General features: G+C 54.9%; 28 protein-coding genes. 5 read left to right on the plus strand and 23 right to left on the minus strand.

Translation table 11 applies throughout. The features are described from left to right. Positions 1-17: 17 nt before the first annotated feature. The 6 genes from coxB to ABEA92_RS05595 all read right to left on the minus strand — a co-directional run bounded on the left by coxB (position 18) and on the right by ABEA92_RS05595 (position 4,618). The gene (gene coxB / locus ABEA92_RS05570) at positions 18-950 is read right to left on the minus strand and encodes a cytochrome c oxidase subunit II (protein WP_345683198.1); all 933 of its coding nucleotides are present in this window, start codon (positions 948-950) and stop codon (positions 18-20) included. A 24-nt stretch (positions 951-974) separates the two neighbouring features. Continuing rightward, positions 975-1,334: a hypothetical protein gene (locus ABEA92_RS05575; RefSeq protein WP_345682815.1), complete on the minus strand. Its 360-nt coding sequence runs from the start codon at positions 1,332-1,334 to the stop codon at positions 975-977. 113 nt (positions 1,335-1,447) lie between these two features. Next, positions 1,448-2,035 (minus strand): DUF6691 family protein, encoded by a 588-nt coding sequence (locus ABEA92_RS05580; RefSeq protein ID WP_345682816.1) that lies wholly within the window; start codon positions 2,033-2,035, stop codon positions 1,448-1,450. 47 nt (positions 2,036-2,082) lie between these two features. Next, positions 2,083-2,640 (minus strand): YeeE/YedE thiosulfate transporter family protein, encoded by a 558-nt coding sequence (locus ABEA92_RS05585; protein WP_345682817.1) that lies wholly within the window; start codon positions 2,638-2,640, stop codon positions 2,083-2,085. Continuing rightward, entirely contained in the window at positions 2,637-4,049 is a 1,413-nt protein-coding gene (locus ABEA92_RS05590; protein ID WP_345682818.1) for an MBL fold metallo-hydrolase, read from the minus strand. The genes ABEA92_RS05585 and ABEA92_RS05590 overlap by 4 nt, the downstream gene beginning before the upstream one ends. Before the next feature lie 401 nt (positions 4,050-4,450). After that, on the minus strand, positions 4,451-4,618 hold the full coding sequence (locus ABEA92_RS05595; RefSeq protein ID WP_345682819.1) for a DUF1328 domain-containing protein: 168 nt from the start codon (positions 4,616-4,618) through the stop codon (positions 4,451-4,453). A 301-nt stretch (positions 4,619-4,919) separates the two neighbouring features. On the opposite strand from ABEA92_RS05595, the gene ABEA92_RS05600 reads away from it, so the two are divergent. Together ABEA92_RS05600 and ABEA92_RS05605 are read left to right on the plus strand one after the other, a co-directional pair. Continuing rightward, positions 4,920-6,038: a mechanosensitive ion channel family protein gene (locus ABEA92_RS05600; protein ID WP_345682820.1), complete on the plus strand. Its 1,119-nt coding sequence runs from the start codon at positions 4,920-4,922 to the stop codon at positions 6,036-6,038. A gap of 15 nt (positions 6,039-6,053) precedes the next feature. Continuing rightward, positions 6,054-6,737, plus strand: a complete 684-nt coding sequence (locus ABEA92_RS05605; protein WP_345682821.1) for a hypothetical protein — start codon at positions 6,054-6,056, stop codon at positions 6,735-6,737. Positions 6,738-6,779: 42 nt separating this feature from the next. Here ABEA92_RS05605 and ABEA92_RS05610 read toward each other — a convergent pair whose 3' ends face one another. Beyond that, entirely contained in the window at positions 6,780-7,925 is a 1,146-nt protein-coding gene (locus ABEA92_RS05610) for a CNNM domain-containing protein (RefSeq protein ID WP_345682822.1), read from the minus strand. 341 nt (positions 7,926-8,266) lie between these two features. Here ABEA92_RS05610 and ABEA92_RS05615 point away from each other — a divergent pair, with 341 nt between their 5' ends. Continuing rightward, on the plus strand, positions 8,267-8,557 hold the full coding sequence (locus ABEA92_RS05615) for a hypothetical protein (RefSeq protein ID WP_345682823.1): 291 nt from the start codon (positions 8,267-8,269) through the stop codon (positions 8,555-8,557). 440 nt (positions 8,558-8,997) lie between these two features. On the opposite strand, the gene ABEA92_RS05620 is transcribed toward ABEA92_RS05615, so the two are convergent. From ABEA92_RS05620 to ABEA92_RS05650, 7 genes are all read right to left on the minus strand, one after another. Next, positions 8,998-9,285 (minus strand): Hpt domain-containing protein, encoded by a 288-nt coding sequence (locus ABEA92_RS05620; RefSeq protein ID WP_345682824.1) that lies wholly within the window; start codon positions 9,283-9,285, stop codon positions 8,998-9,000. 109 nt (positions 9,286-9,394) lie between these two features. Next, positions 9,395-9,637 carry a hypothetical protein gene (locus ABEA92_RS05625; protein ID WP_345682825.1) on the minus strand — a complete coding sequence of 81 codons (243 nt, stop codon included), beginning with the start codon at positions 9,635-9,637 and terminating at the stop codon, positions 9,395-9,397. 6 nt (positions 9,638-9,643) lie between these two features. Further along, on the minus strand, positions 9,644-10,168 hold the full coding sequence (locus ABEA92_RS05630) for a phage holin family protein (RefSeq protein ID WP_345682826.1): 525 nt from the start codon (positions 10,166-10,168) through the stop codon (positions 9,644-9,646). A 5-nt stretch (positions 10,169-10,173) separates the two neighbouring features. After that, on the minus strand, positions 10,174-10,374 hold the full coding sequence (locus ABEA92_RS05635; protein ID WP_345682827.1) for a hypothetical protein: 201 nt from the start codon (positions 10,372-10,374) through the stop codon (positions 10,174-10,176). After that, a complete protein-coding gene (locus ABEA92_RS05640) occupies positions 10,371-10,790 on the minus strand; it encodes a hypothetical protein (protein WP_345682828.1) in 420 nt (139 codons plus the stop codon). The genes ABEA92_RS05635 and ABEA92_RS05640 overlap by 4 nt, the downstream gene beginning before the upstream one ends. 2 nt (positions 10,791-10,792) lie before the next feature. Next, positions 10,793-11,224, minus strand: coding sequence for a CsbD family protein (locus tag ABEA92_RS05645; RefSeq protein ID WP_345682829.1), 432 nt, complete (start codon positions 11,222-11,224; stop codon positions 10,793-10,795). Positions 11,225-11,941: 717 nt separating this feature from the next. After that, a complete protein-coding gene (locus tag ABEA92_RS05650; RefSeq protein ID WP_345682830.1) occupies positions 11,942-13,168 on the minus strand; it encodes a mechanosensitive ion channel domain-containing protein in 1,227 nt (408 codons plus the stop codon). 510 nt (positions 13,169-13,678) lie between these two features. Here ABEA92_RS05650 and ABEA92_RS05655 point away from each other — a divergent pair. Together ABEA92_RS05655 and ABEA92_RS05660 are read left to right on the plus strand one after the other, a co-directional pair. Further along, positions 13,679-13,864, plus strand: coding sequence for a hypothetical protein (locus tag ABEA92_RS05655; protein WP_345682831.1), 186 nt, complete (start codon positions 13,679-13,681; stop codon positions 13,862-13,864). Beyond that, complete coding sequence (locus tag ABEA92_RS05660) at positions 13,854-14,705, plus strand: cysteine peptidase family C39 domain-containing protein (protein ID WP_345682832.1); 852 nt, start codon at positions 13,854-13,856, stop codon at positions 14,703-14,705. The genes ABEA92_RS05655 and ABEA92_RS05660 overlap by 11 nt, the downstream gene beginning before the upstream one ends. 696 nt (positions 14,706-15,401) lie before the next feature. Here ABEA92_RS05660 and ABEA92_RS05665 read toward each other — a convergent pair. The 9 genes from ABEA92_RS05665 to ABEA92_RS05705 form a co-directional block, all read right to left on the minus strand. Further along, positions 15,402-15,767 carry a hypothetical protein gene (locus tag ABEA92_RS05665; RefSeq protein ID WP_345682833.1) on the minus strand — a complete coding sequence of 122 codons (366 nt, stop codon included), beginning with the start codon at positions 15,765-15,767 and terminating at the stop codon, positions 15,402-15,404. Between the two features lie 118 nt (positions 15,768-15,885). After that, positions 15,886-17,172 carry a hypothetical protein gene (locus ABEA92_RS05670; RefSeq protein WP_345682834.1) on the minus strand — a complete coding sequence of 429 codons (1,287 nt, stop codon included), beginning with the start codon at positions 17,170-17,172 and terminating at the stop codon, positions 15,886-15,888. A 100-nt stretch (positions 17,173-17,272) separates the two neighbouring features. Beyond that, positions 17,273-18,376, minus strand: coding sequence for a baeRF3 domain-containing protein (locus ABEA92_RS05675; protein WP_345682835.1), 1,104 nt, complete (start codon positions 18,374-18,376; stop codon positions 17,273-17,275). A 103-nt stretch (positions 18,377-18,479) separates the two neighbouring features. After that, a complete protein-coding gene (locus ABEA92_RS05680) occupies positions 18,480-19,898 on the minus strand; it encodes a DUF2254 domain-containing protein (RefSeq protein ID WP_345682836.1) in 1,419 nt (472 codons plus the stop codon). Between the two features lie 315 nt (positions 19,899-20,213). Then, complete coding sequence (locus ABEA92_RS05685) at positions 20,214-20,492, minus strand: hypothetical protein (RefSeq protein ID WP_345682837.1); 279 nt, start codon at positions 20,490-20,492, stop codon at positions 20,214-20,216. A 533-nt stretch (positions 20,493-21,025) separates the two neighbouring features. After that, entirely contained in the window at positions 21,026-21,667 is a 642-nt protein-coding gene (locus tag ABEA92_RS05690; protein WP_345682838.1) for a class I SAM-dependent methyltransferase, read from the minus strand. A gap of 367 nt (positions 21,668-22,034) precedes the next feature. Next, positions 22,035-22,268, minus strand: a complete 234-nt coding sequence (locus ABEA92_RS05695) for a hypothetical protein (RefSeq protein ID WP_345682839.1) — start codon at positions 22,266-22,268, stop codon at positions 22,035-22,037. Positions 22,269-22,381: 113 nt separating this feature from the next. Beyond that, positions 22,382-22,840: a CsbD family protein gene (locus ABEA92_RS05700; RefSeq protein ID WP_345682840.1), complete on the minus strand. Its 459-nt coding sequence runs from the start codon at positions 22,838-22,840 to the stop codon at positions 22,382-22,384. 640 nt (positions 22,841-23,480) lie between these two features. Next, positions 23,481-24,323 carry a transglutaminase-like domain-containing protein gene (locus ABEA92_RS05705; RefSeq protein WP_345682841.1) on the minus strand — a complete coding sequence of 281 codons (843 nt, stop codon included), beginning with the start codon at positions 24,321-24,323 and terminating at the stop codon, positions 23,481-23,483. Between the last annotated feature and the right edge of the window lie 7 nt (positions 24,324-24,330).

Raw genomic sequence — 24,330 nt, forward strand, 5'->3', positions numbered from 1 at the left:
CACGCGATGTTCCTGGCTCATTTCAGTTGCTCCAAGTAAGCAACCATGGACTTCAGATCGTCGTCGGACAACGAGTCAAATTCTGGCATCTCGACTCCCGGTTTTACCTTATGTGTCTGCGTGATCCAGCGTGCAAGATTCTCGGGACCGTTCTTCAAAATGCCCGCCCCGAGACTGACTCGGCTGCCCACATGCGTCAAATCCGGGCCGACCTTTCCTTGAGCGTCGGTGCCACGAATCGTATGACAGGCACTGCAACCATGTTTCAGAAATTGTCGCTGCCCTTCAATCGCAACCGATTCCTGAGGCGGTTTCGCGTCCTTACGCTGTGCAATCAACCAGTCATTGAACTCATCGACCGGCATCACCACCACGTCAAAATTCATTTGCGCATGGGCGGTGCCACAAAACTCGGCACACGCGCCGCGGTAGGTGCCCACCCGAGTCGGGTGCAACTGCAGTCGCGTTTGGCGGCCTGGAATCATGTCGACTTTGCCACCGAGCGATGGGATCCAAAAGGAATGAATGACATCTTCGCTGTGCAGTTTGAATTCGACGGGCTGATCCACGGGCAAACGAATCTCGTTGGCCGTGGCAAACGTTTGACCGTCCTCGCCGATGTACTCGATTCGCCACCACCACAGCACGCCGCTAACATGGATCTGCAAACTGCCGGTTGGGGCCGGACGTTGCAAATCGGGCAACATCGGTAGCGAGTAGCAAAGCAGACCGGTCAAAACCACGGTCGGAAAGACAGCGCCGCCACCAATCACTAACAACTTGGTGGTTCGCGGATGATGCGGCCCTGGTTGGTAGATTGCATAGACGGCTAAACCGATCACGATCAACCAGATCGCAACCGCGCCTCCACTCATCCAGTAAAACAGATTCGCAATGTCCTCAGACGCTCGGCCTGCGGAGTTGAAAGTCGATTGCGGCGTTTCGATGATCCCTCTCCCCGTGCAGAGTGACGATCAAGCGTCGGTGGCCGAACTGAAATTTGCCGCTTTGGACTTGCTGTCATCGCTGGGCTGCTTTGATTCCCAACGTGCAAGTTCCTCGAATTGTTTTTGAAGTTGCCCAGTAATGCTCGACAGTGCGCCACCACGATGCATTGATGTATCGCGACAGCGATCTTTCACACGGTTTTCGATTTCGACTTGCAGAGAGGCCCCCTTTTGCCGAGAGAAGCCGCTCATCAACAACGATTTCAGTAGCGACTTTGTAGAGGCTTCATCAAGCGTCGCCGACGGATCGTTGCCCTCGAGCTGATCGCAACAAAGCGTGGCCAATTTGTCGAGTTGTTCGTTAATTTGTGGGTTCATGTCGCTCATGATTTAGCTCGCAATGATGGAATGAGTTCGAGAGAGTGAGTTTAAGTTTGGTTGTTTAATTTTAAGATTGGGGTTCAACTTCACAGCTGCAACGTGGTGGCACGCGTTGCGACTTAGCGGACCGTCCACATTTCGATTGCAAACAACACCGCAGACAATACAATCACGCTGGCCGCGACCAACATGCTGCGGTTGATCGGAACCAAATTGTGAAGCGTTAATTCACCGCGATCGCCAATGGGATCGATTTTGCGTCCGATCCAGCCCGAGCATTCGGCAAACAGATAGGATCCGCAGACCATCCCGACCATCATTGCGATCGCATCGTAGTTGCCTTGCCCAAGCGCAGCCGCGCCCGTGCCCGGACAGTAGGCGGACAATGCAAACCCGGCACCAAACGACAACCCGCCCAAAATATTCGAAGCGTATCGTGTCGGTTTGATGTGCAGTTCCACCTTTCCCAAGCGGTGCAGCACGTGAATGCCGATCATGCCCACGATCACAGCGGACAACATCACTTTCAAAACCGTAAAATCTTGAAGCAACAATTGACCGATCAGCACATGGAACTTGGCGACACCGCCTTTTTGCAGCAGGAAGCCGAACACAACGCCAAAGACGAGTCCAAGCGTCAACACCTGAGCCCCCGCTGCATCCGTTTCGCGTTTTGCTTTGGTCGATTGTGAAACTGTCGTTGCCATTACGATTCTCCGTTGATAGTTCCGCTGAATTCGATGTCGATCATCCCTTAGATCGCATAAACCAACATTGCGACGATGATCCCACCGACAAAAAAGCAGATGGCGGAAACCCACGACCCCACAGCCAATTGCAGTGTGCCGCTGATCCCATGCCCGCTGGTGCATCCGCCTGCCATACGTGCTCCGAACGCCATCATCATGCCGCCGGCTAGCGCCACGACGACTCGCAATAGACCGCTGTCAGCGCCAAATCGATCTTGCCACATCTCAGGCAGCAATCGCCCAGTCCATTCGCCGCCCGTCCAAGCGGCAATGAAGGCGCCGATCACCACACCGCAGACCAACATCAATTCCCACCCAATCTTGGGTGTTTTTTTCTTGAAAAAGGCAAGCGAATGTGTGTGCGCCGGCGCGACCTTTTCCCCAATCAAACCTGCCACTCGCGCATACGCGGTCGAGGCTCCGAGAGGCTTGTTCGAAAAATAAAACGTGAACATCGATAACACACCGATCAGCGTGCCGACCAAGTAGGGCGACCATGCGGGCCCCGAATATTGCAACGCGTCAACGCCCTCAGCGGCAAGCAAGCTCAAGTGGGCAATCATGATTTTGATCCTTTCTCGTGTTCGACTTCATAACCGGCCGCGGTCCATGCCCCATAGCTTCCGGGGATGTTGGCGACTTGCTTGAACCCTCGCGACTGCATCAAACTCGATGCGATACTGGCGCGATAACCGCTTGCACAGTACGTTGCGTAGCTTTTCGATTTGTCGAGTCCGGTGATACGATCGCGCATGTCACCGATAAAATGATGTTCCGCACCAGGCAGATGGCCTGATTCCCATTCACTGGGCGAGCGGACGTCGATCAAACTGAAATGCGAGGCGGTGCTTTGGTCCTGATGCACTTCTTCTACGCTAACCTGCTCGAGTTTCTGAAGTGGTAACCCGGAAACCTCCCAGGCCTTCATTCCACCCGCCAGATAGCCCGCAAATCGTGAATGTCCTGTGCGAACGATCAATCGCTGAACCGCCTCGACGTCAGAGTCATCATCCACCACCAGCAGCAAACGCTGATCGAGGTCAAACATCTGGCCAACCCAGGCCGACATTTCCGGTCGGGCTCCGATGTTGATCGCTCCGGGGACATGGCCACCGCCGAACGCCAACATCGATCGAGTATCGAGAATCGTGACCCCCGACTCACGCGACACCTTGCGAAACTCGCTTGGCGGCAAAGCAGGGACGCTTGGCAGTCGGTCCATAATTTCAGGTCCCGCTGCGTTGACCTTCTTTAGCATCGGATAATGCCAAGGTGCCGGCGGCGCGTCGTCAACAACAAAGCGGCGAAATGCTTCGAAGTCAGGGAACCGCAAAAACTGATTGGTCCTGCGTTCGTAACCGATCGTGCTGCTCATTCGATCGCCAATGTCCGCTCCACATGCCGACCCCGCACCATGCCCAGGATAAACCGTGACATAGTCTTCAAGCTTCAGGTAGTAATCGTAGAGCGATTTGTACAGATCCTTGGCCAACCCTTCGGTTTCCGCTTCGCCCAACAAGTCCGGGCGACCCGCGGAACCAACAAACAGCGAGTCACCGGTAAAAACAGCCCACGGCATCGCCGAGTGCTTCGATTCACAGAGCTCGAATGACATGTGTTCCGGCGTGTGGCCGGGAGTATGCCGAGCGGTCAACCGGAATGCGCCGAAATCAAACTCTTGGCCATCACGGATGGGCTCGGCACTGAATTGATAATCCGCCCTGACATCACTGACATAGATCTTCGCCGTCCCCACGCGATCCGCTAACGAGCGACTGCCCGAGACAAAGTCCGCGTGAATGTGCGTTTCAAAGATGTGCGTGATCGAAACACCATGCTTCCGAGCAAGCGTCTCATAGACCTCGACATCGGTTCGTGGATCAATAACCGCTGCATGTCCGTTGCTCGTGTCTGCAACAAGGTAGGACAACTGCGCGATACCGTCAGTCAGAAGTGGTTCAAGAACAAACATCACGACATCCTTTCAAAGAAATGAACCGAAGCAGCCGAATCCGGCAAAATGCTTGCCACAGGAACACCAAACGCTTCAGCAACGGACCCCAATAGGTCACCGCAAGCGAAAGCCGCCATCGGTACCGTGAACCCACTTGGATCGATTCTGCCTAGACCGAGCCTGCCCAGATCGATTTTCGCCCAAATGCACTCGAGCTAGATCGAGCCAGCTGGCTAAAACCGATCGATTTGAACCGACTGTTACGACGGGGGCAAATCGATCGGAGCGAGCCTTGCCGCCGGGCCGCAAGCGCCGGGGCGATAAACAAACTGCGTCGGCACGGGTAACTTCGATGCCGCGAGCGACACAGCGCAACGATACAGGCACAGCGACAACGGCACCGTTACCATGACGTTGCTCTAGACCGTTGGTCCACGGCGTCCCATGATCAAACTGATAATGAACAGCACAAGGAACACGACGAACAGCACCTTGGCGATCATCGCAGCCGAACCGGCGATTCCACCAAAACCAAGTACCGCCGCAATCAACGCGATCACCAAAAAAGTCAATGCCCAACCTAACATCGGAGTCTCCAATCAAACAGAAAGTGAGTGTGTGTATACGTTCCATCCGTTGGCGACATTCACCAGCGGGTTGCGTTACGAAGAAGCAGATATTGCGATTCTCGTGCCACAGACTTACGAATCGTGAAAATGGATCAAAACCGCTCGAAAGATTGGAAACTTGATTCGGCAACACGCAGCTTGGTCGCTTGCAAGCCAGCACAAAGGCAATTTTTGACATCAAAGGCGGGTGCGGTCCAAGACATAAGGGTTGCCTTCGCGTTACTATCGAACAGGAACCACCAATTCGCGAGGCAAACCGATGACGACTCTCTTTTCAACCCTTCTCGTTGCTCTCGCGGTCGCCCAACTCGACACAGAGACAGACGGCGAGTCCCCTGATTCGACCGAAGCATTCACAAATGAGAAAGACGTCCCCGGTGAAGTCGACGTCAACATCGACACGGTCTGGGGGACCGTCGACAATATGATCGACAGCTTCCTTGACCGGTTGCCCTTTCTTTTGACAGGCATCGTCGTCTTTGCCATCTTCTACTTTGTTGCGAAGGCAGTTCGGCGGTTTGTCCGACGCACCACTCAAGGCAAGAGTTCGGCGAATTTAGGACGCGTGATGGGGCGAATCGCTCAGTGGGCATTGAACTTCGTCGGATTGATCCTTGCCGTCACGATCATGGCTCCCTCGATCACGCCAGGAAAACTGCTCACGTCGCTTGGTATCGGCGGCATTGCGATCGGCTTCGCATTCAAAGATATCCTGCAGAACTTTATGGCAGGTTTGCTGATCCTGCTGAACGAACCCTTTAAAATTGGGGACCAAATTGTCTCGGGCGACCACGAAGGAACAGTCGAATCGATCGAAACCCGAGCGACATTGATCAAGACGTACGATGGCAAACGGGTCGTGATTCCTAATAGCCAGATCTTCACCAACCCGGTCGTCGTCAACACCGCCTATGACGCCGTCCGTACGCAATACGACGTCGGCGTTGGCTACGGAGACGACCTGCGGCAAGCCGCGAAGATCATTTTAAATACTCTCGAATCGACCGAGGGTGTGGTTCGCGAGCCAGCGCCCGATGTCGTCGCGACAGAGCTTGGCGGCAGCAGTGTGGTGTTACGAGCTCGGTGGTGGACCGAGCCCCAGCGTGCTAACGTCGTTCGCGTTGGCAATGCAGTCATCTCGGATATCAAAGAAGCCCTTGACGATGCAGGCGTTGATATGCCGTATCCAACCAACGTCACGCTGTTACATGACCAAACCGAAGATCGCGATGGCGATCGCACACGTCAACGCGAGGGCTGGCCCGCGGGCAAAAATCCTCCAAAGCCCCGTCCCATCGGCAGCCAACGCGGTGACACCCACAAGAACGATGCGGCGATGAATTCCGATAACACAAACGCCGATAATACGAACGCGTAAGAAAAGGATTATTCGATGCCCGATGCTTCCTCGTGGTTAACCCATCAATGGGTCGTCGCCGGACTGGTTTCGTCCACCGCGAGATTCATTCCGATTCCGTTTGTCGATGACTTGGTTCGAGATCAATGCCGACGCTTTGTCGTTTCGCGGACGTTGGCGGCTCATGATCGCAGCGACCTGCTCGGCGAACTGAAACCGTACTACTCCAATAACGGCGGTTGCTTGCCCGGATGCTTGGGACTACTTGCCAAGGCACCGCTGAAGCTATTGCTTTTCCCGCTACGAAAAATCGTCGCGATGGTGACCTCGATTCGCGGCGTCCCGCTTGAAATCATGCGAACCGTACTGCTTGGCCGGACGCTCGATCGGTACCTGAAACGAGACGACATGACACTCAATTCCGAACTAGCCGCGCGGATGCGATTGGCGTTTGAAGAAACGTTTGCTCACATGGATTTCCGCGTGCTACATGCGGCGATGATCGACGCGCTCGCAAGCGTCAGTGGATGGAAATCGGCTGCCATCGCGGTTGCCACGCGTGTGGCGGGAAAAGAAGAGGTGGAAGAAACCGAGATGCAATCCAACCCTAAAGTCGACGACGGAGCGGAACGACTCGAAGAAGTCCTTGATCGCCCCGAAACACTCGAACTGTTTAGCGAATTTGATCGCCGTTTTGATGCGGCGATGAAGGATTTTTAACGCTCGCGGCGAATCAAAAAACACCCGAATTGAGTGAATATTTTATTCGGACGTTGCGATCTTGGGCTCGTCGTCTTCACGTGGATCGTCTTCGCGTGGATCATCTCCTTGATCGCCTTCGCGTTGGTCATCCGCAGGAATCGGCCCGATGCCTTGTTTTTCACGCCGCATTTCCCAACGTTGGCGTGCGAGTTCTTGCATGTCGACCGTTGCATCATGCTCATCAACGATCTCGAGTCCCAGTAGCGTCTCGATGATGTCTTCGAGTGTCACCAAGCCTTCGACACCACCAAATTTATCCATGACCATCGCAATGTGAGCACGTGAATCGAGCAATTGATCAAACGCCACCGTGATGCTCTCGTCTTCGCCGATTCGCAAAATCGATCGCGAGAAATCAGACACCGGTTTGTCGCTGTCTCCCGAAACCACGGATGCCAACAAATCGCTACGAAGCACAAAACCGGTGACAACGTCGCGTCGTTCGCGATAGATTGGGATTCGAGACACCGGCAATGTTTTTAGCTCTTCGACCATCTCTGACAATCGCCGCGATTCTTCGAATGCAATCACCACGGTGCTCGGTGTCATCACATCCTCGACCGTGATCGACTCGAGCTTCAACAGGTTCCGCAAAATACGAGATTCGTGTTGTTTTAACAAACCTTCCCGCGTCCCCAACTCGGCCACCGCGGCGATCTCAGCCCGCGTGACCAACTGCTGCTGCTTGTTGCCGGAGAGCCACCGCGTCAGAAATTCGGACATCCACACCAATGGCAACATCAACACGATCAATCCTTGGACCAACAACGCCACGCTGCCGGCAAGTCGTCGCCAATGCAGCGCCCCCACGGTCTTTGGGATGATCTCGCTAAGCACCAGGATCATTAGCGTCAACAACGCACTGATCACGCCCAGATATTGATCGCCGTAAATCTTCGCAGCCTGAGCCCCGACTCCCGCTGCACCTACGGTGTGGGCGATCGTGTTCAAACTAAGGATTGCCGCCAATGGACGATCAATATTCTCTTTGAGCTGGATGATCCGCTTCGACGATTTCGTTTTGTCGCGGCGACGCTCGGCGATGAAGCTTGGGGTGATCGAAAGCAAAACGGCTTCGGCAATCGAGCACAGAAACGAGAAACCAATCGCGATGCACAAGTACGTGATGAGTAGAAAATAGTCCATGGGGGTGCATCAGTCTTGTTGTTGGCAAACGATTGGAATCAAGGTGTCAGTCCGCCCTGGTGAAGGGCTACACCCACAATATATCAGGTTGACAATCGCAGCGGTCCCCTACGGCGAAAACCGGAGACGTCACGACGTTCTCGAGGACCGTACGGAAAGAAGAACTGGTCCGTCGTTTGCTTTATCCGTCGTTTGCTTAATTGGATGCGTCCTATGCGAGTGCATTGGGTTGATCGACCACACCGCGATTCCACACCGCGTTTCGGATGCTTCCTGTCACTTGGTTTTACCGTGTCACCAGGTGCCCCTGTCCCCTCCCAATACGAAAGGAATATTCGCGAATGCCGTCGCAAGATTCGGATGCCAGAACCGAGCCCGTTGAGAACCCAACTTTTGGCGAACGCCCCCAACCGAGCGACGCGATGACGGATGCCCCCGAGTTCGATGATGGCACTTCATCGCCGCACACGTCGTCATACACGACGATTCCGATGCAATGGGTGATCACGTGCATCAGCTTCGTGGCAATCGCCTGCCTAGTCTTGGCGACCTGTTTTTGGCTGACTCAAGCCCTGTCGGCTTCGAAGGACGACGTCGCTCGCGATGCATGGATGAGCCTGGGACGTTGCTAATCTGACGCGTCGCGGAAGTTGTCAAGATCGTTGTTCTATGACGCATGCCCCGCGAGACTCTTGCCGAGTTTCTTGATCTAATCCAAAGGCAAATCGCAACGTTGAGCCGAGTGCGGTAAGGCACCGGGTGGCGTGGGGGACCCGGCCGCTGACGCGTCGCGGCTCACTAGATCAACATGCTGTTGATCTAATCCAAATGCTAATCGCGATGGTGGGCCGTGGAAGCAACGCCAGCGGAATTGGGCACGAGCCGTACGGTAAATCACCGCAGGGCTCGCGTCCTGTTGCTGCAGTTTAATTCACCGCAGCAACTTCCGCGCGTTGGGGAAGCGAAAGCTTTCACTTAATGGGCTTACTTGGCCGCCGTGTTAGCAACGACAGCTTCAGAAAAAAGCGACGCAGCGGGTCTATCGACGTGCTGCGAACACCAAACAACCGAATCAGGACCGATCGTTAAGCTGTTGAACCTGACCGATAAAATGTCGTAGCGACGGCACGAGGTCGTGAAACATCATTGCGACGATATCCGTATGACCTTGACGGGCCTCATCGATAAAGGGTTGCAACTGTGCCACGGGCGGCCCGGTGTGAAAGGTGCTCAACAGGCCTTTGAGTGCGTGTGCCGTCTGCGCCACCTCCGCGAGTTGGTCGGATCGCAATTGCTCCTCGAGTTCCCTCAGCATGCCGGGAGCATCTTCGGCCACAATTTCAGCAAGCTCGATGAACATTTCCTCGTCCCCTCCCACACGTTCGAGGGCATCGGAAAAACGCGTTCGCTCGGCTTCGCTTAAAGTTGACATAATTCATTCACGCCTTGACTTGAGGATCAGATCCGTTTTACGGTCGCAACTTCCACCCGACGATAACGCCCAGTCCGAACGCCCAGCACGCAGCGACGTCGGGGTTATCTTTGGCGTAGGCTTTCACCAGGCTGAAGATATCTTGAGCGGGTTCTTTGACGTAATGGGTTGCAGCCCCTTGTGCCGCTTCCCCTGCGCCGGCCGCAATCCGGCTGGCCGTTTCTTTCGCTTGATCGGATCGTGTGGGAGACTTGCTATTTTCAGTAGGCATATTGGACATCGCTATTTACCTTGGATAAACCGGGGGACGTTGGCCAGAATCATGCGTGGAACCGCTCCATGCTGATTGTCGACGCAAATCGGAATCTTCATCCGAAAATGAGTCGCGACGAATCTGGTTTCGGGGCGAGGTTTTTGGCGACACCAGGGTGGCCTTTAACCATCGCAAATTTTCAGCGAACTCGGACTTGCTCTCACTCATTGCTGCAGCCGCGGCGCCGACCGCTTTCAGCGCGATCCACCCGAGCAACGCAACGATCAAAAAGAAGACGACTCCGACAATCAACAACGATTGGCCTGCTGTAAGTTCAGTGAACTCAGAGAGCAGGAAACCGCCGCCGACCATCAGCACGGTCAACGCGGACCCGGCCAACGCGATCGCAACCGCGCCACAGGCGACGGCTTGCGAAAGCTTGCGCTTGGCCGCTTGGCTGTCGACCGACAACAACTGCATCTGCAGCTCGAATAGGTCGAGGACGTCTTCGGTCACCCGCTGGAAACTGGATTGGTGATCTCGTGATTGTTCGGTCATTTGATTTACCAATTCTTTCGTTTGACGAGCCAACCGATCACCACGCCGACCGTCAGAGCGGCGGCAACCGCGACAGCGGGCTGGGCTTCGATTGCGCTTTGGATCCGTCGAGGAATTCGACTTTCTTCTTCCTCGATCGCCTGCATGTGTTCTCGCTGAAGACCACGAGGCTCGCTACGACGTCGATGTTCAAGGGGGGCGATCATGATAGAGGTTGACTCCTGTCTTTAAGGATCGAGTCCATGGGGTATTTTGACGAAATGGCCTTGCTGAAGTGATTCGCAGCCACCGTCGTCGCTTGTCGAAGCAACAACGTCGCCACGGCACCTGCGATACCGCCCAACATGCCTCGCTTGGCTGGCGTGCTCGGCTGGGCAGCGGCTTCGTGGTGCACCACCACGGTATCTCGCTGTTTGTGCTTGGCGGGCACCAACCAATAACCGAACACCATCGCGGCAGCCAGGATCGGCAGCGGACGGCGTGACATGTGGTACCGCCAATCCGACAACTGCTTGACTCGCTGCCGCGCGTCATCGACGTCATAGGGAAGGTCGGTGCGAATCTCTCGCATCCGCGTGCGAATCGCCTCGGATTGTTTTTCAGTTGCAAGCGTCGTGGCCATGTCTATTTCTTCCGTCCCAAGAACAGGAACGCACCCGCTGCAAGTCCCAGACCGAAGGCGATGGCCAACGTTTCGCCCGGTCGTGTGCGAGCCCGCTCGACCACGCGTGCTGAATAGTCGCTCGATTGCGATGCCAACCGCTGTGCCTGATCGCGAGCAAACTGACTTGCCTCCGCCGCCATCTTTTGAGCAGCATCGCTGTATTGCTGAACCGTTTCGGTCGCTTGATCCCGCATCCCGCTATTGAACAAGCTGTCGAGAAACCGTTCGATCTCGCTGCGAGTCGCACCGGTCTTTTGCTGCACCACTCCCACCAATCGATCCGCCGAACCTTCGGCGCGACGCAAATCGTCTTCGGTGAGCTGCGCCCAATGCTCTTTCAGACGCCCCTTCACTTCGTTCCAGTGACCTCTTAGTTGCTCTCGATTTGGCATGAGTCTCTCCCTCGATTGTCTACACACAAGTTTGTTTTGTTTTCTGCGGCGCGGTCGTGCCGCTATCGGGCAATCCTTCGCGCCACTTGATCGGAAGCCGTTCGGCTTGCTGTCGCATGACACAGGGTCGCATGGGGGTGGGTCGCGGTACAAAGCAAGCGCCCGCCCAAACCACAGTGAGGGGATTTTTAAAGCACATCACGTGCCAAACAGCGAACACAAGAGATCCAACGGGGGTGTTGTCCTCGGCATGCTCCACATTAGGAGCGGGATGGCTGCGAGCTGAATGCCATCGACATTGGCCCTGACCGGGTGTTTTTTATCGCAGTGCGGAGCGGGGCCCGCCCGGTAGATTGCGAACGTTTTGCCCACAGCAGCCGGACGAGCCCCGCGCCGCACCGCGTCCCAAATCGATGACCCTGGGCGTGCGTGGGCGACAGCGACCGCTAGCCGGTCAACCTGGTCGATCACCGCTCGGCAGCTCAGGCGGCGGCGATGAGCGTTGCAGGATTGCGGGACGCCAACCCCATCGTCCGCCGATCCGCAGATTTGCATTCAGCAGATGACGTCATTGCCAAACAAACAGTGAACCCCCACCCTTTTGCAGGCTGGCCCCTCCGCTCGTTACTAATGCCTAGCAGGACCAGTTCGCTTTCGAGCTTTCCTGTATCTGGGCCTTTTTTTTACTGGGGCCTATTGTCTTCAGCCCCTTGTTGATCAGAACTGCTCTTGCTGGGGTTGATCCGAAGCCGACTCGACCGAACGGCGGTCAACAAGCCCATTTCGATCCTCTGCATCTTTAAAGACCAAGGTGCGATAAGGGAACGGAATTTCGATTTTTGCATCATCGAGTTCACGTTTGATCGCGGCGATGACCTCGTCTCGACTTCGCCGAATCTCCAACGGTTTGGATCCGGTCCACCATGCGACTTCAAAGTTCACACTCGAGCTGGCAAATTCCTGGGCAAAGATTTCGACGGTACGCACCCCCTGGACCGATTCACACCCTTGCACCGCCTTGCGAATCACTTCGCGGGACTGATCCACGTTCTCGTCATAGGCCACACCACAAATGATACGAACGCGTCGCTGCGGTTGGTTCGTCAACACGTCCACCGTGCTTTTGAACAGATTCGCATTGGGAACGACCGCCAATTCACCGTCCAGCCGACGAATCAACGTGTTGCGAATGGTGATCTTCTCGACTCGACCGGTGACGTCTTCGCAAGTAATAAAGTCACCACGATCAAACGGGTAACGCCACAGGATCAAGATGCCAGCGAAGAAGTTTTCAAAAATGTCTTTAAACGCAAATCCGACCGCCACCGATCCTAACCCAAGTACCGTTAACGCCTTGGAGGGCGTCATCCCTGGAAACGCGACCACGGTAGCCGTCAAGATGCCGACAATCCATACCGCGATCGAGACCAATTGGTAAACCAGATCCTTCAAACTGGTCCGCAGTTTTCGGTTGTCGAGGATACGAACGATCGACCAACCCACGAATTTCGCCAGCAGCGACGTCGCGACCAACACGATTGCAGCGGCAATCAACAACGGCGATCGCACCAACAGATCACGCCACAATTCATTCAAACTTTCCGTGATGACCTGCTTGCTCGATGTGAACTCGACCGCACTATCGACTTCCATTTTGTTGATCACGGCGATCACGTCCTGAGTTCGCCTTGCCGTACTGCCCGCCCACTCGCGATGTTCTTCGGTGTCCGCCACGCCCGCAATGGTGACAATGCCGTTATCGGACTGAATGTCCAAATCACGATACCATCCGGATGATTCAAAAATCCGACTCAGCCGCGATGCAATCGCCGAATCTTCGACGACATTTTCCACTTCGATCGTTGGCGGTGGTTCGCTTGTGTCTTTGGTGTCCGAGGACGGTGCATCTTGAGCGAACGCCCCCGACGCACAAAGAACTGACATCCCCAGCACGAGGATGTAATCGCGAAATCGATGGCGGCAGAGGTAACCGTGGTGCATTTTGAGTAGGACTAAAATCGAGCGATTAAGACAATGTGAATAAAAGAACGAGTGAAATCGCAGCCAGCATTCGCAGCCAACATTGATCGCGATGCCCCAGCGACCGCCCCCGTTTGAATCGATTTCATGCATTCGGCATGCCGTTTTGTCCTGCCGACGTCTCCCAGGCTCCCAGGCTCCCAGGCTCCCACAAAGAAATATCGGTTAAGTCAAAAACCAATATGGTTGGCTGCCACTTTTTTATTGCAATGACCTGCTGACCATTTTCATTTGCCACGATCGACGTGCTTGAGCGTCTCGTCATTACGACCGATTCAGGAACTCTGGCATGCTCTTTGCTTCACTTTGCCTGCAAGGTCGAGTTCCCATGAACTCGACCATTGATTCCCCATTTCATGACTCGAAAGTCAGCCACAATGCGACTGACTTTCACTACAAGGATTTGTTGTTACGATGACCACGCCGAATGTTCAAACCGTGCACGGTGTATCGCACCCTACTCGCGATGAAGCACTTAAAAACGGCCCGGACGATGCCGCCGAACCGCCTCATGAGACCTCAACCCAACGGTATCGCGAAGAAACCGCGGAACGATTGATTGAGCACAATGAGGCGGCGCGAGAAACCAATGGCGATTGATTTGACGATCGCGATCGCGGTCATGACGGTAATAGCGTTAGGCTGCGGATTGTTTGCCGCTTTCTATGCCTACTCGAGCAAAGGGCAGCGAACCATCCTCTGTCTAACGCTGGCCGTGTTTGCGATGGTTTATTTTCTACTGTATGGATCCGGCCAACTTTTCTGGGCCAAACTGGTACCGTCGTCAGCCGCGATTGTCTACACCAACTTTGCCGCGATCTTTGCTGCGTTGGCAGCGGGATGGGCGTGGCGGCTTCCCAACACGCCTCGCTGGCGTCGCGGATCCCTTGCCACGTTATTGTCGCTCAGCGCTTTGGCGGCGATCTATTGGCCTCTTCTTTCGATTGCGGTGCGTCCACCACCCGAAGGCGGCAATGACTGGGCAAACGGCGTCGCCATGCAAACGTCCTGGGCGACGTGCAGCCCGGCGGCTGCCGCAACGCTGTTTCGCGCCGAAGGAATCGATGTGACGGAATCACAAATGATTCCGCTGTGTTTGACCGATTCCAGTGGCACTCCGACGCTTGGACTGTATCGCGGTGTGAAGCTGATTGCACAACAGCACGACCGAACTGTCGAAGTGCTTGATGAAACTCAGGCGGAACTGCTTGAAAAGGATGATTGGCCCGTCCTGCTGGCAGTCGAACTGCCGTTTGGTGTCGAGGACCGGCGTTATGCAGACCAGTGGGGCTGGATCCCCGGTCTGGGACACTCGGTGGTCGCATTCGGCAAACGTCCCGACGGCAGTATCTTGATCGGTGATCCATCGGTTGGTCTGGAGTTGTGGAGCGAGCATGATTTGCAAGTGCTGTGGCACGGCAGCGGGATGCGAGTCAAGTGAGCGTCGCTGCGAAGCGTTTAGGTGCAGGACGCGGTTGAGGTATTGGATTCAATCAACAGACCGTCAACGGCTTGTTGATTTAGTGAGCCGCGACGCGTCAGCGGCCGGGTCCTACACACGATACCCGGTGCCTTACGGCCCACGGCTCACCGGCGCGATTTGCACTTGGAATAAATCAAGAAGAGATCACGCGTTTTGCTGGTGAATCTACAGGGTGAACGAAAGTCTTGACGGCTTGTTGATTTATTGAAGTTTCCTGCGGCAAGGGGTGTAAGATGGACTTTCTAGTCCGTCCATGGCGCATTCGACGGACTAGGAAGTCCATCGTACGACTAGAACAACAAGCCGTTGACGACTTGTTGATTTATTGAGCCGCGACGCGTCAGCGGCCGGGTCCCACGCGATACCCGGTGCCTTACGGCCCACGGCTCACCGGCGCGATTTGCACTTGGAATAAATCAAGACGACATTACGCGTTTTGCTGGTGAATCTGCAGGGTGAACGAAAGTCTTGACGACTTGTTGATTTATTGAAGTTGCCTGCGGCAAGGGGTGTATGATGGACTTTCTAGTCCATCCACGGCGCATTCGACGGACTAGGAAGTCCATCGTACGACTAAAACAACAAGCCGTTGACGGCTTCCGCTACGACAAATCGGTTATCGGGCTCGGCGTTTTGGCCGACCTAGCCAGGCGATTATTCAGCTGGCGGTGCATGGGGTTGGATGTCGTCGACGCCTTTGACCTGTTCCTGTTTGGCATCCACCTTGGGTTCGCTCAATTCATTCAGCTTTAGCGTTAACTCTTCCTCCGCGTCTTGCACCATTGTTTTGGCCTTCTCTTTAGCGTCACGCACTTCCGCGGCCGCTTCCTCGCGTGCGTCGGCAATCATGTCGACTGCTTCCTCTTCGGATTCCGCTACAATCTCGGCAGCGCGCTCACGTGCCGCCTCGAGATTCTCTTGCGCCTGCTCTGCCTCTTCTCGTGGAGTGGTTGGTTCGCTTTGACAACCCAAGCTGCCAATCATCAATGCTGCGGTGGCAACAAATTTTATCGTGTTCATAAGTTTTAACGAAAGGATTCGTGCGACGTTCTCGGTCGCAACGAGGAGTGATGTTGTAAGTAAAAGAAATCGCGTGACCGATCGGCCACGCGACGAAGTCATTTCAGGCCTGAGACAACTAGTCGGCAACCACGCTCAGGATCTCGCGAAGCCGAGGATCACTGGTCGCTCGAATGGCCACGCTGACGTCGGCCTTCAGTTTGACGACCGCATCGGCAGCACGGCGAACCACATTGTCTGCGTTGGTAAATTGTCGCCAAACCGCCTGATTTGCATCCAGGTGGAATTGGACCCAATTCGCATCCGATAGATGCTCCATTCGCTCGCTGGTATAGCGATCAAGGTTCGTCCGAGTTGTGCCCGTCGATGGGCTGGCCGCGGTCGCGGCCGGCACGCTGGTCGTGTCGCCCGTGGCGTTGCGTCGTGCGGTGTCTGCGATCATTTCGTCCTCACCGCTGATCACCTCTGCAGGGTCGTCTAAATCGATATCGTCATCGCGATCCCCTTCGGCATCGACACCCACCACGGGGCGAGCGTTATTGATGTTGTAGTCGATATCCGGGTCGAAATCGTCACTGTCGTAGATCGAATCTTCAGCAAATGGAAGGGTAGCCGAACGGGTCATCACCTCTCGTTCGCTGATCCGATCCGACGCAGGACGATGTAAACCACGACGGCCTGCGGCGGCCGCGATCGCACCTTCGACACCATCTTCGATCGCGTCGGCTCGATTACGAGACTCGGCGCCCGTTTCGTCGATGTAGTCATCCACGCGATAGGGTGCTACATCCAATCGCGTTGCCGGTCCGGTTAACTCGTCATCAAGTCCCGGATCATCGCGACCGACTGGTGTTTCGGTGTCAAAACGCTTGATGCTTTCGGGCAAGACGGCCGCATCGGGATTGGCGGCGGCATCGGGTCGGGATTGCTGCGTGCTTGCAGAGCGACGCTCCGTTGCCGGCGACGAGTTCCCGACCACGGGATCTAGCGAGTCCGCGATTGCTTTGCCCACCGCTTCGGGACTAGGCAACGCCGTCGATTCCGAGTCACGACTACGATCCTGCACCGAATCGCTGACGCCTTGCTGCGCCGTTCGATCGACATGACGCCATCCAAATGCCTCTAACGCCTCGATCAACTGTGATGATTGACGAGCAATTTTGCGTAGTTCTTCGGCTTGCTCAGGCGTTTCCGCCTGTTTCGCCGCTTCAATCGCCAATCGCTGCGTCAAACTTGCGTCGCTCCAGATCACTCCGGCCAAAGCCCAATCACTGATCCGACTGGGCGTCCCGTCGGGAACCGCGGCTGCGGTTTGCGGCGGACTGTCGGCACGTACGGTTACCAAGGCGGCTACCGCCAAGGCAATATAGGCAAAGAAAAAAACAAGCGTTCGTTGATTTTGCATTTGGGTCACCCAATGGGTTGGTGAAGTTGAAAACACTCGCGACATTCTCCCTGCCTCTTCTTTTGCGAGTCTCCGAAAAATACGATTTCAGCTGCGACGACTAGAATCGAAAGATCGCAGCTACCTCGGCTTCGTCGTTTGAATCGCCATCCCGCTCGGTGAAAACGTCTCCACCGTTTCGCAGCGTTTCGATCACGATTTGATTCACACGGTTCAGTTCGCGTGCTCCGTCGCGAATCATCACCGCATCGATCCGGCCGTTCTTCGCCGCATCCAAGACATCAGCGACGTCGTTGGATCCTTTGGATTGTGCCAATGCGGTGCCAAATCGCTCTTTGAACTGATCGTGCGATGATTCCAATTTCGGGGCGATCGCCTGGTGTGCTTGGTCGCGAAGCTCAACTTCGCTCCACTGCGATGGACTCGCATCCACTTTGGCGTCCACACTGACGTCGCTGACCGCTCGCAAGTGGCCGATCACCTCGTCGGTTGCAACCACCACAAGTGGCAAACCCGTGTTGTACATCGCGCCGACAACGTCTTCGCCGACCAATGACAAGTAGTGCTCGCGATCCGCTTCGATCTTGCCTTCGCCTTGGCCATGACCGTGGAACATCGCGGTGGACGAGCCCCCGGAATTACCAATGCTTTGATGGCTACGGTTCTGCAAGCTGACTTCGGGGTCACGCGGCAAAATCAGATCATCAAATTTGGCAGGGAGCGAATCGGTTTGAATCACCTCGAGCGACTCGCCACGGCGTTGGAACAATTTCGCTTCGTCCCACGTCAACGACAGCACAAAATAGCGATCGCGTTTGCCTTGTTCGCGGATCAAGGGTAACAATAAAAACGTTTCCCCTACGTGGACGATATCGTCCACTTCGCGATTCAAGCGAAACATTTGGCACTTATCGGGCGTAAGAAAAATCGCCAGCCCTTCGCCTTGATGTTGCCAAAAATTACTTTCTCGGACACCTTGCTTGACCTGATCCAGGATCGCATCATCGAAATCGGCTGATTTCAGTTTTCTGCTGGCTTCACCGAGAAGATTTTTAAGTCGAATGGGCCCTTGTTGGGTATCGGGTCCCGATCGATGAGTACGCATCAGGATCGAAACGCACGGCTTCGCGGAGACCGAAGCGAGTTCTTCGAGGTCGCCGGATTTCAGAGTTTGAAGTATCGTTTCGCTGGTTGTCATAGCCATCGGGCGCTTCCTTTTCTTGCAGGGGTGCGTTGAATTCATTCACCACCACTACCATGCAAACGGGATGCCGAGACAGCAAATCTGACGCAATTGCTGGGTCCGGTTAAGCTCGACCGCCGACCCAATTCCCGGTATCAAGCACCTGTTTGCGATACACGGGATCACGAAGCAACCACACCATCGAGCGGTAGCGATCGTTCAAAAGTTTCATCCCGCGTTGGTCGCTCAACGCTCGCTTGCACTCTCGCCGCAGAGCTCCTGCATGCCGCACCAGCAACCGTCGATGCGAATCGCTGGTCGCCGATAACGCAATTTTGGCAAACATTTCCATCATATGAATCGACGCGTTGCGATCCGCCGCAACGTACGGTCGCAATTGATCCGACACCAGCGAGACAAAATCGCTAAATGTCTCAGGCTCAGCCACGATCCGCAGCCGGTGATCCGAATCATAGCGGTAGGCATCGGGCATCTTACGTTCCGCCAGATGCTGGAGTGCGGATTGCAGCCAATCCATGCAACTGATCGCCGTAAACGGATCGTTCACTCCTGGTGATAGCGCTCGCTCGGCGACTTCCACTAACTGATTGAAAACAAACCGAAGATTTTGTTTCGGAGTCCGCTGGGCCCCAGAAATATAGGTTGCCCTTAATTGGTCAACAATTTCGTCGCTGACACGTGACGCCGGTGATGCCAACATCAAAATATTGCCTGGCGTGATGAAGTCACCCGCACGAAAACGCATGCGAATGACCAAATCGTGCTCGACGGCAATCTCCATCACCCCGTCGGTATCAACAAACTCGACGTACCCTGATCCTTTGGCACGAATGGTTTTGGCGGTTTCATAAAACGATGGCGGAAGATTGGAATCGACACGCCGTTGGCTAACGTCTTCGTGCGGTTCGCCTACGCGAGCAGGAAATTGCTGCTCAATTTGTCGGTTCAAATCGCAGCCAATCCCCGCCAAAATATTCGATACATGGATGCTTTCGGGGACGTGATGAATGAAGTAGATCAGCACCGCGACGCTGAGAACCGCCATCATGATCCCGACAATGACGGCAATGTGTGGCACAAACGCCGACGCCAATTCTTGCTCAGCAATATCACCGCCCGGCGCCGATTCGGCATTGCGGACCGTACGCAAAACCATCAAGCAGTATAGGAACGTTGAGATAAACACTCCCAACGTGATCTGGTTGCCGCGGTCTCGCATGAAGTTGTTCAGTAGGCGAGCGCCAACCTGGGATGTCGTATACGAGATCGACAGAATTGTCATCGAAAACGTGACTCCAGCCACGGTGATCATCGATCCGGCGACGGTTGACAATACCGCCCTGGCTCCGGCAGGTTCGTTTGCGTAAAGCCAACCAATTTCCTCGAGCCACTCGGAACCGAAATGATTGTCCAGCTCGGTCGTAACAAACGAAAGCACCAACGCCCCGACGGCCAGAACCGAAGGGACAAACCAATAGCTATCGCGGATACGAGATGTCCATGTAACGATGAGAGCTTTCATAGGCCGCAGTTCCGCTGCGCAGGTCCTCGCTGGAGTCCACTTCTAACCTTGATCAACCTAAAACGCTGCCGCACATGCGACACTCGCGACGGTGATTGGGAGTGAGAGAATAAAAAACGCGTGAACCAACTGAAAATTGATCCACGCGTGGCAGTGCCTTCAAATTGTCAGCCTCCGGGTCATCCGCAAAGATGACCGCCCGAAAGCAATCATGTGGCCGTAATCACATGCCGTTTGCAAACGTCGTAATCAAGGGGCCGATGTGAATACGACGCGATCACGATGACGCCAATGCGGCTTGGATCAAACCGTCGTCTATTCGTTGTCGTCGGGAACGCTAACATCGATGTCGGGAACCGACATTTCCTTTTCCTTCATGTTCACATCCACATCCGGAACATCGACCTTCTTTTTCTCCATCGAAACGTCCACATCGGGACCTTCGACGTCGTAGGCAGGCATTTTGCCCGGATCGCCGCTGACGTCCACGTCGAGGTCGGGCATCCGACCTTCTTCGGTCTTGTCCACATCGCAACCCACGGTGACAAACGCCATCAACAAAGCCGCTGTAAGACTCGCAAATTTCTTAATCATGATTTTATTTTCCAACAGTTCGTTGGTGACCGGCAGCACAAACAAACGGTGATTCGACAAGCAACAGTCCGGTTTTTAAACACTCCTTTTGCAAGCACCGTGCCAAGTGGTGGCGATTGGGAGTTAACGATCAATTTTTCTCAATTCGCTCTTAAAACCCCCTTTCTCTGCTCGCTAACCCCGCAACTTGGTCGACGGCGATTCAACCGCAAGCAAGAAGACGGACTTAGAAACCACCAAATGCTAAAACGACGCCCGCCGATCGATGGGTCTACTCGCTTCCAGCAGGCACTGTCCGAGAACGCATCAGAGGCGGAAACTTGGTAGCGGCGTTCGTGAAGACTCTCGATTTCCCGATCGGTTCTGCCATGCTGCCGAAAGTCTTGACGGGCTGTTGATTTAGTGAAGTTTCCTGCGGCATGGGGTGCGTGATGGACTTCCTAGTCCGTCAATGGTGTACTGGACGGACTAGGAAGTCCGTCGTTCGACGAAATCAACAAGCCGCCCGCGACTTCCGGTACGGCTTTCAGAGCCTAGGCAATGTCTCGAGTGTCGATGTCCCGGGTGAGAATCGGTGCTTCAATTTTTCGCCATGTGAACACCGTCAATGGCGGGATGTTGATCGGAATCCGTTCCGTTTCCGCAGGCCCGAACAGTGGACGTGCAAATCGCTCGACATCCGATCGAACTTGATAGGCGATGAATTCGCCGCCAGGCTTGAGCACTCGATGGATCGCTCGGACCAAGTCCTGAGCGATGATCGGAGGAATGGCGCTAAAGGGGACGCCCGACACAATCACATCGGGATTTGCAAATTGATGCTGTTCAAGCACCGCAATAAGATCGGTGGCATCGCCGATATGAGAGGTGAACCTTGGATCCGCAATCTCGTCGAGCGCTTCGCGAAAGGCATCGGTTTTTTCAATCGCCAACAGCCGAGCGTCAGGTCGCATTTGTGACAGCAGCGCCAACGTTGTCCCACCGGCGCCGGGTCCCAATTCGACAACCGACGATGCACTGCGAACGCTGTCGCGGTCCGCGATGTTCTCTGTTAAGAACGGCGAGCTAGGACAAATCGTTGCAACCTGGGTAGGCTGCTTCATCCAAGCTTTGAAAACATGAAACGCCCGCTTGGCAAACGAAGTCGTTTGCGGCTGTCCGATAGAAAGAGGCATTTGCTGGTCCTGCGTTGTTTGCTTATGAATTTGCTAGGGTTGTAATTGATTCTACCGTCTTGAATCGTCACCTTCCGCAGGGGCACAAAGGCCTTTGCCATCGCTGCCAACCCCATCCGCCGAAAACTGGACGAAGCTAGGTTGAAAGACCTCGGACACCGCCGAACGAATGGGGACGATGCGACTAAAAGCAAGTCGAAAAGCAAACGTTGTGCCGTTGCCACCATCGATGCCATCGGCGGCCTCGTTCGAACCGTCACAAAGCACAAAAAGACCGGGGTAAAAAAAGAAAAAGTCGTGCAACCCCATCAGGTCACACGACTTACTCGAAGAGCGAAAACGCTTTTGAAATCGCTTGTTTACTGGCTTAGCCTCGCAACTTCCAACCCACGATCAAGCCCAACCCGAAGCACCACATCGCAGCGACATCGGGTTTTTCGTGTGCGTACTCGCTCAGCCGTCCCATGATGTCTTTGGCAGGCTCGGTGACATAATGAGTGCTGCACTGCTGCAGTTTTTCAGCGGCAGCCTGGGTGCCGGGTGACGCAGTCGACTCTGAACGTCGGGTCGACGTTTCGCTACGCATTGTCGGTGAATTCATGGATAAGATCCTTCATTGAAGTTTGTGTGGGAAAACGGTCAAAGGGTGAACGAGATGGCCGAGACTCGCGATCGCTATCAGTCGCTTGTGCAGCCCATCGGACGTGACGAAACCTAGCGTGACCAGCGATCACGCCACGAAGGTTCGGGTTGACGGTGACTGGCGATTGAGATCCCAATCGCAATTCCAGTAATCAAACCGACTCCTAACGCAGCAACCACCGATTCGAGCGGACGCTGTGCGAGCACTTCGGCCGATTGTTCGTAGCCTTCGCGGGCTCGCCGAGCGACTTGCTCGTAACCTTCACGAAACGTTTCGCTGGCGGTTTCGGCATATTCCGAAGCCATCTCCGAGAAGTTGCCCGAGTGTGAATCGCAGTTTTGGCAAGCCTCGCTTAGAAACGCTTCAACCTGCTCGCGTCCTTGGCCGGTTTTCTGTTGAATCAACCCGATCAATTGATCGGTGTCGCCTTCGACTTGGCTCAATTCGTCATCAGTGATCTGTCCATATTTCTTCTTGACGGCTCCGGTAATCGAATTCCATTTGCCGCTAATTTCTTGCTTCGTAACCATGACGGGCACCTGTGTTAAAAGAGGGTGTTCTGTTGATGTCGCAGTCGCGAGCGTGGTCGCCATTGCTAACATTTCGCCCCGATGATTCGCTGACACATCGGGCTCGTTGTGGTTGAATTGCAATTGCAATTGGCGTACCGAGTTTGAGCGAGAATCGAAAACGTTGCCCATCTCCGCCGACGTTACGGCAATCCGAAACGAAGCAAAGGCTCGGTGGCCGCAATGGATGTGTGCAAATCAATCAAACTGGATCTCCGCCGCACATGAACCATCATGGCAGCGATGGCCCAACGCCATCGAATTTCGTAGCGGTGCTGCGTGTTCCCCCGCGACGCACTGCTACGAAATTCACTCTGTCAGGAGCAAAGGAAGTGCACTGGCCGGACATCCTTTTCCGCCGCAGTAACCCCTGCCAGCGAAGCTAGCAAGCAATTTTTGAAAGCACACCGTTTTAGACAACAGCGATCAGAAAACGATGTTGGTCAGAGAACCGGGGGTGACGCGATGCGGCACCGACTCGCACCGGAGCCACGGCATCATGGTTAGAACAGGACGTCTAGCACATGCCCTATCGGCCGAGGACGGATCGACACGACTCAAGGATTCTCGCTTTGCCAACAATCCGGTCGGCGGTGTCGCATCATGCGGTCGAGACCGCCGGAGGCTGCTCGCTGTTGGTTGCCTTCTGCACGTCTGCGGCGGTGTTCGCCCATACTTTTTGGGATGTCAAATTGGTGTTGCCGGTAATCGTCGCAATCGACACGTCCGCCGCGTCGCGTCCGACCCCGATGCGTACAAGACCGCTGATCGGGGCCAATCGCGTCGGATCAAACAAGTACCATTGTCCGCCAAGATAGGCTTCGACGAATCCATGGAAATCTGGGGGCTGCAAATCGACGGCGTATCCAGCAACGTAACGCGCCGGGATGCCGATACCGCGACACAGTGCGATGGTTAGATGGGCATAGTCACGACACACCCCGGTCCGCTGGACCAACACGTCGGCCGCCGTCGTGGTCGCATTGGTGCTGCCAGGAGTGTAATCGAGATGATGGTTCACCCAATCGCAGACCGCCTGAACACGTCCAAACCCGCGTTCAAGGCTGCCGAACTCCTCAAACGCAAAACGCAACAACAGATCGCTCTCACAATATCGACTTGGATTTAAATACGTCAGCACGTCGGGTGGCATTTCGGACACATTGGACTCATTCACCTCGGTCGACCGATCGACTTCGGGCGATAATTCGACAGTGGCTCGGTACTTGACCGTCAATTGACACGGATCCACGACGATCCGGTGCATGCGATTGCCTCCGTCGCCAACGCAATACTGCTCGACGCTCAACTCGGGATCGAACGTTAATTTCTCGGAAACCACGCTCTGATGCGCCGTGGTCGCAGCGGTGATTTGCAACAGAAACGTACTCGGAGAACGAACCTCATAAACGAGGTCACTTCCTACATCCACGCGTAACATCATAAAACTC

Origin of the sequence: Novipirellula caenicola (assembly GCF_039545035.1) — a bacterium.
Lineage (GTDB): Bacteria > Planctomycetota > Planctomycetia > Pirellulales > Pirellulaceae > Novipirellula > Novipirellula caenicola.